Consider the following 13107-nt stretch of genomic DNA (forward strand, 5'->3'; position numbering starts at 1 on the left):
AGCGGTGGCTATGCATTACCCATATGTCACGCTGCGGTAGGCTGGGCTGCACGCGCTCCCCGTGGCGCAGGCTTTCGGCCTGCGTGGAGGCATCATCGCCACCGCCGGCAGGTGCTGGCCGTGGCCGCTGGTGCACAGGCACGAACCTGGTATGACCAAATATCTACGCACAGGTAGCGCCTGCATGCCGGACCGACGCGATGATCGGCAGGATCCCATCCAGCACCCCCGTGACCAGGATGGGGAACGATGCACCACACGCCGGATCGTGAGCGCGGCTAGCGCGGCAGCATGGCTGCCGAACTCCAAACTACGCGACATGCGCATGACGTGCGGGTACGGCAATCCATCCCGCACGTTCCGGCACGGCTGGAGCGGCACACTGCCACCGGGTCAGTCGCCCACAACAGCACTCATGGCGATCATCCCCGCTGATGCGCACGTGGTTGACACCAGTTGTGGGTAATGCATAGCGCTAAGGGTGGGAGAGGGGGGAACAGAAGTTTGATCCAAGGCTTCCTGATAGGGTAGACGTTATGTTAGATCATCTCTCATGTCCTTGCTTGAACTCCGCTCGAAACGGGAACAGGCTCTGATCTCCTCCCCCCAGCGGGGGAGGCTGGGAGGGGGGCCGGAATTGAGGTGATCGGGAACCATGATGGTGCACGCCCTTCCTCACTCCCCTGCTCCTCGCCTGCAATGGGAGCGGAGTGGGGCGGGGAAAGGCTTGCACCCCCGGCCCCGCTCCCGCTGCGTGGGCGAGGGGAAATTAGACGTGCGCTCTCGGTCTCTACACCGCATCACACCGTGAACGAAATGGTAAACGCTTCACCGCGATTGGCAAATGTCGTTCGGCCATTCACAAGCGCCTGGGGCGTCCCATTCACCACCGCCATCGCCGGATTCGCCCCGTGAATGACAAGCGTGAAGGATGTACGGTTACATTCAGCAAAACCATCACCGCCCGTCGAACCGCTGATTGTGAGTTCGTGACCACGGCGTTCGACCCGGAATAGGGTACGGTAATACGCACCCTGTTGAAATGCCAGGGTCAACCCATCGTCCTCGTGTAACTCTGAGGTGTAGACACCATCGTGCGTTGGGATGAAGAGATGTAACTCGATGGTATCCGGGTAGTAGCCCATTGTTGAAGCCGGTACATCCGGCCAGAGCGGAACAATGGCCCCGCCACGTGCGAAGAGGGGCAGGCGGTCGAGCGGTGCAGGCACCACCACAAATTGTTCACCGGCGTACCGCGTGTCGGTGTGCCAGTCGTACCACTCACCAGCAGGCAGATAGAGCTGTCGGGTTGTTGTGCCTGGCGTATACACCGGCGCAGCCAGCAGGTCGCGCCCCACCAGAAATTGATCGTCTATCTCGCGGGTTAAGCGGTCGTATTGATAGGCGAAGACGAGCGGTTGCTGTACTGGTTCACCGGTTTCCACAGTATGCATGAAGGCCGTGACCAGATAGGGCATAAGGCGATAGCGTAATTCAATCGCGTTGCGGGCAATCTGCTCGATAGCCGGCCCAAATGACCAGGGGTACTGATCGACATGGCCGTAGGCGCTGTGATTGCGACAGAATGGCGTCAACGCGGCACACTGCATCCAGCGGGCAAAGAGTTCGGGTTGGGTATCACCGGCAAACCCGCCAATATCAGCGCCGATAAACGCCTGCCCGGACAGCGCTGTTCCCATTGCCATCGGCATACTCATCCAGAGATGATCCCAACGCGCACAATCGTCGCCCATCCAGTTAGCGGCGTACCGCTGAATGCCAGCGAAACCAGCCCGTGACAGCACAAACGTGCGCTGGTTGGGGAACGCGGTGTGTAATCCTGCCACCGTCGCCATCGCCATCAGCAATGCGTACTGATTGTGATAGCGTTCGTGCGGTTCGCGGCCACCGTTGAAGCGCATCGCATACGGTGGAATATCACCGGTTGCTGGCTCGTTCATATCATTCCAGATACCGGCAATACCCAACTGCGCGTGACGCGCATTCTGCTCGCCCCACCAGGTACGTGCTTCCGGTTTCACAAAATCAGGGAACGCCGTGCGGCCGGGCCAGACCTGCCCAATGTACAACTCACCACTGGCCGCTCGACAGAACAGATCGTTTGCCACTCCCTCACGGAACAAGGCAAAATCGGGATCGACCTTCACGCCGGGATCGACAATCGTGATCAGGCGAAAGCCCTGCTGGTGCAACTGGCGAGCAAGGGCTGCCGGATCAGGAAACAATTCGTGATTCCAGGTGAAGACACGATAGCCGTCCATATGCTCGATATCGAGCCAGAGCGTATCGCACGGGATGTGTCGTTCACGATACTGTGCAGCGAGGGCCAGGATGTCAGCCTGACTGTAGCGATGCCAGCGACATTGATGGTAGCCAAGCGCCCAGATTGGTGGCGGTGCCAGCCGACCGGTCAACCAGGTGAATCCTTCGAGAATATCGGCAATCCGTGGCCCGGCCAGCACATACTCTGTGTATTGACCACCCAACGCACAGATGCCGTAGGTTTCGGCAGGCGAAAAATCGACATGCACCCGGTATGGATTGTCAAGAAAAAAACCGGCAGCATTCCCGGTCTGATCGAGATGGTAGAAAAACGGAATAGAGATGTAGTAGGGATCGAACTCGGTGCTGGTATTCTTTGTGCGCGGATCGGCGGGATCGCGACCGACAGCGAATTCGGCTTCACCTTGCGGACTCAACACATCATTATTCCACAAGATAAAATCTCGCCCCTTCCGATTCAGGCGCCCGGTCTTCTCACCCAAACCGAGAAAGGCATCATCACGGGCACAAACTCGATGCAACGCGAAGGCATCATTGAGCGTTGCATACGCCCATGGTCGTCCATCAGGACCAATCGCGGTGCTCATCACTAAACTACCATCGCTCCGTAGGATAGTGATCGTAAACGGATCACGACTGATGATCACCTCCAGACGCGCACTGCGCAACACCAGCGACGTCGTTGTTTCGGCGACGGTAAATGGCGGAATCGGTGTGTGATTTAGATCAACACAAACGGCATACGACGGATGCTCATCAAAATGACCGCCGCGACTGATCTTCAAGCGCACAATATCTTCGCGAATCCATTCCACCCGTAGCCACTCTTGGTCGAGTGCGGCAAGAACACCTCGTTCAATGGACTGGACGTTACCAAGCCGGGATAACGGCATGAAATAGCGGGTATCGGTCAGGCCTACCCGTGCCGGGGCTTGCGACATGGCGAACTCCTCAAGGTGCAAGAAGCGGTATCGAGGGATGATTGTAGCATAATGAGGTGAGTGAGATGGAGAGAGCTATCTTTTGCCAGAGCAATTGCTGAAGAGAGCTACGGCTGTCTGTGTTCGTAGATGGGGCTGAAATCTTGATCGTTCCGCACACTTGACGAGGATGGTCAGACTCAGGTATTCACACCTTCTGGCAGGATGTAGAATGCCCTTTCGACATAGCTGGCCAGATAGTTGACCCTCCTGGCAAACTGTGCTACAAACCATTACAATACTTCATACATCACGTTTAGGGACCTGTGAGGCACAATGACGACGCCAATCAATACCGATCATCTGCAAAATACATTGCGTGCGCTGGAGGCGGCATATGCCATGTATCAGCGTGCCGTCGTGGATCGTGAACCGACGACGCAGGAAGTCTTGCGGATGGCGATCATCAAGGGTTTTGAACTGGCTCAGGAGGTCTCGTTCCGGCTGATCCGGCGCCGCCTGCGCGATTTCGGCTATGGTATTCGCCGACTTGAAGCAACGCCGGTGCGAGAGCTGCTCCGCCTCGCTGCCCAGCATTCTCTGCTCTCTATCCCTGAAGTTGAGCGTTGGTTTACCTATCGCGATAATCGCAACAGCACGGCTCACGATTACGGTGATGCCTTCGTTCAGCAAACGTTGAAACTGTTGCCTGATTTCATCCGCGATGCGTATGCACTGGCAGAACGTCTCCGTACCGGCACAACTATTATCGAAGATGACCTATGACCACGCCACACCTTGATCTACCCGCCGAATATCTCACCCAGGTGCGCACAATTTTGCAAACATACGTCCCCGAATACGAGGTCTGGGCTTATGGCAGTCGGGTGCGGGGTGAGGCATTTGCCGCCAGTGATCTCGATCTGGTGGTGCGAAACCCTCGTCATTTGTCGCAGCCGTGTGACCGTATCGTTGCGCTGCGGGAAGCATTTGTTGCCAGTGATCTCCCGATTCGGGTTGATGTGGTGGATTGGGCACAGATTCCACCGTCATTCCATCATGAGATTGAACGTGGATATGTGGTGGTGCAATCGGCGACGAGTGCCGACGACGTCCGGGAAGATTGAGACGCGGAATGTGGTGATGCTGATGGCTACTCAACTGGTCGGGCGCGTTGGGCAACCTCCAGAATGGCGTTAAGAACCTGCACAATTTCGGCATCGATTGCTGGAAGGGGAACGTGCTGCGCCAAACCGTGAACATTGGTCTTGCTCATCAGATTGGGCCGCTGGAGAATGGCGTAAAACCGTTGGAATAGTGGTGTGAGGAACTCATCACTGGCTTTACTATCGTCAGACCATGGGTCTTTGCCTAACATACGTAGGGCCTGTTCGACATCATTGATCGCCTGTTCCATGGCATAACGCTATGCCTGAGCGAAGAGCGGTCCTGCTGCCCGTTCGCCTTCGGCTAACGCATACGCCAGAAGTGTTTCACGCTGACACACATAATTCTCTAGCTCGCGTTTCCGCCAGGTGTATTGTTGTAGCGACGGGTCTGACGACAACTGTTTCTCAAGACGGTCGTAGATCGCAATCCCTACCAGAGCGGGTTTTGCTTCACGCAAGCCGTAAAAGTGTTCAAGTGCTTTACGTGGCTGATTGGCAACATCATGCACAAATGGCCGGGCCAGATATTCCTGAGTCTGATGGTTGAGTCGTTGGGCAAATGCACTCAGCAGGGCCAGGTCGGTTGAACCTTCCAGATACAGCACCCAGCCAGTCTGCTCGGCCAGATAATAGTGATCGAAACCAATTTCCCGGAGCGCTTTTAAAACCTGCGCACCACGGTCATTGATACGGTGTGGTTTGCCGACGAAGGCAACAACGACATCGCGGTCGGCTGCTTCGGCGAGTAGTACTTCTGAATGACTGGCGGCGATGATCTGACTCCCCATCTTTTCTGCCTGGTCTGACAACACCGTGTAGATCTGCCGTTGACGCAAAAGCTCAAGATGTGCATCAGGCTCGTCCAACAGAAGGATGGCACCCGGATGCACAGCCATATGCGCCAGGAGGAGCAATGTTTGTTGCTGTCCCCGACCACTGGAAGAGATGTCCAGGGTTGTCCCTGAGCGTGCGGAATACTCCATCACAATTTCGCCCCGTTCAGGAATGTATTTTGGTTTATGCAGCGTCGCCCCAAACAAACGACGAATGGAATCGCAAATTTCCTGCCATTTGCTCTCGCCATCGTTACTCTGCAACACCTGCCAGCACAGATTACGCATCACTTCAGCGGTGCGACCCTCTCTTACACGGACGCGAATGGAGCCTATTTCCGGCCGATCTTCGCGGGCAGCCAGGCCGGACATTGGTGGCAGGTAGGCGATCTGAAGATGTTTAAGATTCTCTGGTACGTTCATCCAGACCTTTTCCTGATCTGACAGGGGTGGTCGGCAGTAAAATGACTCTTCGTTTGCGTAGTAAAACTCCAGGCGGCACTACCAGGGAACGTCATTGACGCCTTCAACGCCAATTTCAATCAGCATATTGCGGATCGCTGCTTTATGGTCTTGCCTGACGCTTTCACGAACGTGCAAATCACGCCAGAGGAGATTCGCAGCCGGGGTTGGAATTGCAATCAAATCCTGGCGACTAATGGTAACTCCAGGGCGTTTGGTTGGAACGGTACCACCGCCACGCCGTTCCAGTCAGCGTTTGACGCCAATATCCCACAGTGCCAGCGCCTGTAATGCTGATGTTTTACCAGAGTTGTTGGGACCAATGAAAATAACTCGTTCACTCAGTTCTATCTCAGCATCTGTGAAGAGTTTGAAATTACGAATGGTCAGTTTTGTTAGCATTGTAGATCACCAAAACGGGTTGATGTCGTTTTTATCGGGATGTAAGGGTGTGAGGTATATGCAGTCTATCTCATGCTTACTAACCAAAATGCCGCCCCTCGTTTTACCCGCATATTGACCGGTGCTATGTTCAGGATTCCAGTATCGTTACTGTGCGACACTGTTGCTTGATGAAGATTGTACCATACTGATTTCATCTCAAGCATCTCTCACAATGATGACGAAGAAGCCGTAGCTCATGCCACGTTCCCTGCACCGGCTATGACATTTTCTTCACTACAATCCATTGCAAATCGCGCTATGGTACCATGAGAAATGGATCATTGGTCTGGATACGTTATCGGTATTGCTCGCTATGACACGGCGTCCGCGTCCACGTCTACCACGCTTTCGGCGGCGAAAGCCACTACCACCACCATGGCCGGTTCGGGGCCTGATCTTTGTTGGGCGTTGGCTCAATCGGCTCTTTTTTACGCTGCTGGTGCTGGCATTGATGGGAATGATGGGGCTGATTGGCCTGTATTTCTACTACGGTCGCGATTTGCCGCCACCGGCGCTGATCGATCAGTACCGTAGCTTCGAGAACACGCGCATCTACGCCCGCGATGGCGTTACGCTGTTATACGAGGTGATTGGGCCAGGAGTACGGATGCCGGTAACGCTGGAGCGCATCCCCTGGATTTTACGCGATGCCACAGTGGCAATTGAAGATGCGAATTTCTATACCAATCCTGGGGTGGATTTGCCGAGTATTGTGCGGGCTTTCTGGCAAAATGTGAACGCCGGTGAGACCGTTTCAGGCGCCAGTACGATTACTATGCAGTTGGTGCGGGCGATTTTACTGACGCCTGAAGAAGCTCAGCAACAGACAATTGAACGTAAAATTCGCGAAGCAATTCTGGCGATTCGGGTTGGTCAGGAGTACAGCAAGGAACAGATTCTCGCGCTCTATCTGAACGAAGTATATTACGGTGCGCAAGCATATGGGGTTGAGGCAGCAGCCCAACGCTACTTTGGCAAGCACGTCTGGGAGCTGAGTCGCGGTGAGGCGACCCTGCTGGCCGGTTTGCCGCAGTCACCCTCGAACTACAATCCGTTTGAAAACCTGCCATTGGCCCGTGCCCGTCAGCGCATCGTGCTGAATCAGATGGTTACTGCCGGTTTTATCAGCCCCGCCGAAGCCGAGTCGATCTTTGCCGAGCCGATTCGGTTAGTGCGCCCCACCGTCTCTATCCAGTCGCCCCATTTTGTCTTTTACGTCTACGACCTGCTCGTCGCGCAATTCGGCGAGGAGATGGTGAATCGTGGCGGTCTGCGCGTGATCACCACGCTTGACCCGTTCTGGCAGGCGCAGGCCGAACAGGTCGCCGCTGAACAGATCGCAACCCTGCGCGCCCGCAATGCCAGTAATGCCGGTGTGGTCGTGCTTGCTCCTGATGGTCAGATTCTGGCGATGGTGGGAAGTGTCGATTACAACGCGCCTGATGGTCAGGTGAATGTGACTCTGGCCCTCCGTCAGCCCGGATCGACACTGAAGCCGTTTATTTATGCTGCTGCCTTGCAACGTGGGTGGACAGCGGCAACCGTGCTTTGGGATGTGCCGACGCGCTGGCAGATGAATGGGGTGGTGTACGAGCCACGCAATTATGATGGCCGCTTCCGTGGGCCGGTACGTTTGCGACTGGCACTGGCGAACTCGCTCAATATCCCGGCGGTGAAGGCGCTGGAGTTTGTCGGCGTAGAAACGTTTGTCGATTTGATGAGCCAGTTTGGGGTGAGCAGTTTTACCGATCCCGGCCGCTACGGCCTGGCAATGGCGTTAGGGAGTAACGAAGTTCGCTTGCTGGAGCTGACCGGTGCCTATGCCGGGCTACAGGCAGGTGGGCGTCAGGTGCGACCGGTAGCTCTTTTGCGCGTGACAAATAGTCGGGGTGAGATATTGCATACCTGGCAGTCACCCCCTGCCAAGCCATTACTCGGCCCGCAGAGCGAACAAATTGCGTTTCTGATCAGTGATATTCTGAGCGACAATGCGGCGCGCTGGCTGGTCTTTGGGCGCAATAATGTGATGGAATTGCCCGGCATTCAGGCCGCAGTGAAAACCGGTACCAGTAATGATTATCGCGACTCCTGGGCAATTGGCTATACCAGTGCTGTGGTGATCGGGGTGTGGGTGGGGAATAACGATAATCAGCCCATGGCGGAAGTGGCTGGCGCCAACGGTGCCGGTCTGATCTGGCGCGAGTTGATGTTACGCTACCACGCCAATCGGGAGGCGAAGCCCTTCGTACCGCCTGCCGGGATCGTCGAACAGCCGGTGTGTGCCGAGACTGGTGGCCCTCCTACTCCGGAGTGTCCCCAGGTCATTACCGAACGTTTCGTTGCCGGTACCGGGCCGGTGAGCAATATCACCTATCAAACGGTGCGTGTAGCCGGTGATGGCTCATGTCTGGCAACGACATATACCCCACCCGAAGAGGTGCGCCTGGTGACGTTTCCCATCTATCCAACCGAAGTCGCCGATTGGGCACGCCGCAATGGCCGGACAGCGCCGACCGGGTACTGTCCGCCACCCCGCGAGCCAGATCGCGCCGTTGCCATGCTCGACCTCGCCGCAAATAGCGTGATTACCAATACTCTGGTCTTTATCCAGGGTACCGCTCGCGGCCCCTTTATTCTTGATATTGGCAGCGGTAGCGCTCCAACCGACTGGCAGGTGCTGGGGCAGAGCAGCCAGCCGGTTGAGCAGGGGTTGCTTGGAATGTGGAATGCCGGTGCCTGGCCAACCGGTACATACACTGTTCGGCTACGAGTGACCCTGGCCGATGGGGTTGTGATCGAAGATCGCCGACAGGTGACTTATGCGCCGTGACTGGCGACCAACGCCTGTTGCCAGGCCGCTTCAACCTGAGCACGTGTACGCGCCTGCGAACCGCTGTTGTCGATGATGACATGGGCGCGGCTGAAGCGACTCTCTTGCGGGGGTTGAGCGGTGATCCGGGCCTGCGCTTCAGCCAGCGACATTCCCCGTGTCGTCATCAGGCGCTCAATCTGTTGTTCAGGCGGGCAGGTGACGACCCAGACCTGATCGCACTCGTCGGCCCAACCTGACTCGATGAGCTTGATGGCGTCAATCACCACAATCGGACGTTCGACAGGTCGCAGGCGGGTGGCATACCCACCCGCATTGGCGACCTCGGCCAGAAAACGTTGTATTTCGGCGCGTACTGCCGGATGGACGATAGACTCTAACCGCTTCAGTGCCACCGGGTCGTTAAACACGATGTTACCTAACTTGCGGCGATCAATTGCACCGCCGGGTGCGGTCAAAATCTGGGGGCCGAACGCTGCGATAATGGCCTGATACACCGGTGTCCCCGGTTGTTGCAGACGGTGGGTTACCCGGTCAGCATCAATAGTGCGTGCACCGAGGGCGGCCAGCATCGCCAGGACGGTGCTCTTGCCACAGGCGATGCCGCCGGTCAGGCCGATCAGAAAGATGCCGGGATGTTTCATGCCACCAGCTCCACATATTCCTGCAACACCAGGGCGTCATCGCTGATACCGATCAGTTCCAGCAATTCACTGATCAGTTCTGCTCGTCGCTCGGCATCACGGCGGCTCCAGGTGCGGCTCTTGATTTCGAGGAATGGGCCTCGATCTGCCTGACCGATGAGCGTATCGAGATTGATCGCGAAATCATGATCGCGGTAGAGAATGCGCCAGCGCCGACGCTGTTTCTCAAGCTCCTCGATCCGGTCGGGCTGAAAGTATTCGCGGTAGAAGCGCACCGTGTGATCGGCAGGCGCGGTATACCGCGCCCGTGAGAGCATCATTGCCTTGGGGTGCTCAAAACGATGGGCCTCGGCCATGAGGGTGAGCGTGTACTTGGGCTGGGGGCGGGCACCCGGATCGGTACGGTGATCCTCACGAATTCGAATGCGCTCACCATTGGTGAAGATGAAATAGGTGTCGTACTGGGTGCGTTCACTGGTTTTCGCGACGGTGATTGCCGGATGGTTGAGGACGGCCAGTACTCGCTCGACGTCCGCCGGATGCAGCCGGGCTTTCACCTGTATCTCGAAGATTTCCGCCTGCTGCACACCGCCGAGAGCCAGAATCTTGGCCAACAGATTCCGTTCGCGAGTGGCAAGAAATTCGTTGATGCGTGTCGCAATTGCCTGTGCGCGAGCAATAATTGCCGTCTCGTCAATGGTCTGTAACTGACGATCACGGAGCAGGATGTTGCCATCTACCAGCACATCACGCACATCGGCAGCCCGACTACTGTAGACGAGGTGGGAGTAGATGGCATCGGGAGCGTAGGTGTAGCGGGGTGCGCTGTGCAACCGGTGCAGCTCAACAACGGCAATATCGGCGCGTTTCCCTGCTTCCAGTGAGCCGATCAGATGGTCAAGGTGAATCGCACGAGCACCCCAGCAGGTGGCCAGCGCGAAGGCTTCACGTGCAGGAACCGCCGTTGGATCGCCGCTTAAGCCTTTCGGAAGAAGCGCCGCCAGTTGAATCTCGGTAAACATATCCTGGTCGTCATTGCTCGCCGGGCCATCAGTACCGAGACCAACCCTCACCCCGGTTTCGATCATTCGACGGAAAGGTGCCACGCCACTCGCCAGTTTGAGGTTACTGGTTGGGCAAGGCACGGCTCCGGCCTGAGCTTCGCGCAACAGGCGCAGATCATCTTCGGTGGCGTGAACACAGTGGGCTGCAATGCAGGGTACATCGAACGCGCCCACCCGCTTGGCATATCGAATTGGAGTCACTTCACGATCACGGATGCTCTCTTCAACCTCGCGTGCGGTTTCAGAAAGATGCGTAATCAGTGGTGCACCAAACTCAGCACACAACGCTGCCGCCTGGCGGTAAATCTCATCGGTGCAGGTGTACGGCGCGTGGGGGGCAATAGTCGCAATAATACGGGGATGACCGCGCCACTCGGCCATAAAGCGCCGCGCCCGCTCGATCCCGGCGTCGAACGAATCGGCATCAGGGGTGGGTAGACGCATCACCGTCTGACCACAAATCGCTCGCATCCCGGCCTGATCGGCAGCCCGGGCGACCTCTTCTTCAAAATAGTACATATCGACAAAGGTCGTCGTCCCGCCACGGATCATCTCGGCGCAGCTCAAGAGGGTACCGGTGAAGCTAAACTCGGCGTCAACAAACTGACTCTCGACCGGAAACATATAGCCGAAGAGCCAGACATCGAGCTGCTGGTCGGCAACCAGGCCGCGTAAAAGGCTCATCGGCACATGGGCGTGACCATTGATCAGCCCCGGAATGATCGCACAATCGCGGCAATCAATCGTCTCAGTAGCCGTATACCGTTGGTTTAGTTCAGCGGCTGGCCCCACCTCTACAATAACCCCATCACGAATAGCGACGGCACCATCGGAAAAGATACGCCAAGCTGCGTCCATCGTAACGACTGTGCCGCCGGTGAGTAGGGTGTCAACATGCTCCATGAAAATGCCTCCTTTGTCACTCACCTTATTCCTTTCATTGTACGAGAAATCGGGCAAAGGTGCGATCCACCAAAGTACCGATGTCGGGTATACTGACGGAGATGCAACCAGACATGCTTTCAATCGAAAACGAAGAGACCACAATCCATCATGCCCCGTCGCACCCCCAACTGGAGAAGCGCGTCTTACGGCTGGCATGGCCGGTCATTGGCGAAAACCTGCTCCAGACCATGCTCGGTGTCGTTGACACGATCCTGGTCGCCTCGTTAGGGGCCGTTGCTTTGGCCGGGGTCGGCGCGGCATTGCAGGTCATCTATGTCACGACAGGCGCACTGAGCGCGTTATCGGTTGGCGTGGCGGTGCTGGTCGCGCAGGCATACGGCGGCGGGCGTCTGAAAGATGCCAGCTTCCTGGTGCGCCAGGGATTGCTCTGGAGTGTACTCATTGGCTTACCGGTGACCGCCATCGGATTGCCGCTTACCCCCACGCTGATTGGCCTCTTCGGCCTGGCTCCCGATGTCAGTCAGGTTGGGATTGATTATCTGGCAGTGACCATGAGCACCATCACCACACTGACGATGATGTTCCTCATCGGCGGTGTCTTACGCGGAGTCGGTGACACACGTACCCCCATGATCATCACTGCGTTTGCCAACGTGATCAATGTTATTGCCAGTGCAGCGTTGATCTTCGGCTGGCTGGGCTTACCGGCGTTGGGGGCGGTTGGTAGTGCCTGGGGATCGGTCATTGCCCGCTTTGCCGGTGCCATCCTCCTGGTCGGTGTGCTATGGCGGGGACGCAATGGTGTGCGGGCCGGTGGACGTGGTGGGTGGTGGCCACGCATGCATGTGTTGCGCAATATGTTGCGCATCGGAATGCCGGCAGCACTGGAAGAGGTGCTAATCATCGGTGCGATTGCCACATTGACGCCGGTGGTAGCCACGCTGGGCACGGTGCCACTCGCGGCCCATCGCGTGGCAATCAATGTGCTTTCGCTCTCCTTCCTGCCCGGCATCGGCTTTGGCCTGGCCGCGACGGCGCTGGTTGGCCAGGCGATTGGTGCGCAACATCCGGCAGAAGCCCGTCGCATTGCCCACATCGCAATGCGCTGGGCCTTGATCTGGATGGGTGGACTGGGCGTCTTATTCATCATCTTCGCCGAGGGGCTGGTACGGCTGTTCAACAGCGATCCGCAGTTGGTTGCCGAGGGAGCTGCTGCGGTGCGCGTGGTCGCCCTGACGCAGCCGGCGTGGGCGATTACCTTTGCCCTCGGTGGTGCCCTGCGTGGTCTGGGTGATACCCTCTCGCCACTGGTGATCAGCGGTTCGGCGATCTGGATTTGTGTCGGGCTGGCACTGGTGATTGTGTTGTGGTGGCTGCCGGCGTTGTGGGGCATCTGGCTGGCCTTCCTGATCGTCGGGCCATTCGAGGCGATGGTCTTCTGGCGGCAATGGCAGCAGCGGATCGCATCCTGGCGGCCAGGGTCGGCCTGACCTGCCTGCAGTGCGCACGGTGATTGCGAGAGCGTCGTAAC

General features: G+C 57.1%; 10 protein-coding genes. 4 read left to right on the forward strand and 6 right to left on the reverse strand.

Features of this window, described 5'->3' with window-relative positions:
* Positions 1-800 precede the first annotated feature (800 nt).
* The gene (locus tag VAE57_RS08315) at positions 801-3245 is read right to left on the reverse strand and encodes a glycoside hydrolase family 31 protein (RefSeq protein ID WP_322821420.1); all 2445 of its coding nucleotides are present in this window, start codon (positions 3243-3245) and stop codon (positions 801-803) included.
* 315 nt (positions 3246-3560) lie between these two features.
* Here VAE57_RS08315 and VAE57_RS08320 point away from each other — a divergent pair, with 315 nt between their 5' ends.
* Together VAE57_RS08320 and VAE57_RS08325 are read left to right on the forward strand one after the other, a co-directional pair.
* The gene (locus VAE57_RS08320) at positions 3561-4010 is read left to right on the forward strand and encodes a nucleotidyltransferase substrate binding protein (protein ID WP_322821421.1); all 450 of its coding nucleotides are present in this window, start codon (positions 3561-3563) and stop codon (positions 4008-4010) included.
* The gene (locus tag VAE57_RS08325; RefSeq protein ID WP_322821422.1) at positions 4007-4351 is read left to right on the forward strand and encodes a nucleotidyltransferase domain-containing protein; all 345 of its coding nucleotides are present in this window, start codon (positions 4007-4009) and stop codon (positions 4349-4351) included. The genes VAE57_RS08320 and VAE57_RS08325 overlap by 4 nt, the downstream gene beginning before the upstream one ends.
* 26 nt (positions 4352-4377) lie before the next feature.
* Here the strand turns inward: VAE57_RS08325 and VAE57_RS08330 are convergent, their stop codons facing one another.
* The 3 genes from VAE57_RS08330 to VAE57_RS08340 form a co-directional block, all read right to left on the reverse strand.
* Positions 4378-4641, reverse strand: a complete 264-nt coding sequence (locus VAE57_RS08330; RefSeq protein ID WP_322821423.1) for a hypothetical protein — start codon at positions 4639-4641, stop codon at positions 4378-4380.
* A 9-nt stretch (positions 4642-4650) separates the two neighbouring features.
* Complete coding sequence (locus VAE57_RS08335) at positions 4651-5649, reverse strand: AAA family ATPase (protein WP_322821424.1); 999 nt, start codon at positions 5647-5649, stop codon at positions 4651-4653.
* Between the two features lie 288 nt (positions 5650-5937).
* A complete protein-coding gene (locus VAE57_RS08340) occupies positions 5938-6090 on the reverse strand; it encodes an AAA family ATPase (RefSeq protein ID WP_322821425.1) in 153 nt (50 codons plus the stop codon).
* Positions 6091-6445: 355 nt separating this feature from the next.
* On the opposite strand from VAE57_RS08340, the gene VAE57_RS08345 reads away from it, so the two are divergent.
* Entirely contained in the window at positions 6446-8962 is a 2517-nt protein-coding gene (locus VAE57_RS08345; protein ID WP_322821426.1) for a PBP1A family penicillin-binding protein, read from the forward strand.
* Here the strand turns inward: VAE57_RS08345 and coaE are convergent.
* Positions 8950-9606: a dephospho-CoA kinase gene (gene coaE / locus VAE57_RS08350; protein WP_322821427.1), complete on the reverse strand. Its 657-nt coding sequence runs from the start codon at positions 9604-9606 to the stop codon at positions 8950-8952. The genes VAE57_RS08345 and coaE overlap by 13 nt on opposite strands.
* Positions 9603-11573 carry an amidohydrolase family protein gene (locus tag VAE57_RS08355; RefSeq protein ID WP_322821428.1) on the reverse strand — a complete coding sequence of 657 codons (1971 nt, stop codon included), beginning with the start codon at positions 11571-11573 and terminating at the stop codon, positions 9603-9605. Before VAE57_RS08355 ends, coaE begins: the two co-directional genes overlap by 4 nt.
* 113 nt (positions 11574-11686) lie before the next feature.
* Here VAE57_RS08355 and VAE57_RS08360 point away from each other — a divergent pair, with 113 nt between their 5' ends.
* Positions 11687-13066, forward strand: a complete 1380-nt coding sequence (locus tag VAE57_RS08360) for an MATE family efflux transporter (RefSeq protein WP_322821429.1) — start codon at positions 11687-11689, stop codon at positions 13064-13066.
* Positions 13067-13107 lie beyond the last annotated feature (41 nt).

Origin of the sequence: Chloroflexus sp. (genome assembly GCF_034434295.1) — a bacterium.
Lineage (GTDB): Bacteria > Chloroflexota > Chloroflexia > Chloroflexales > Chloroflexaceae > Chloroflexus.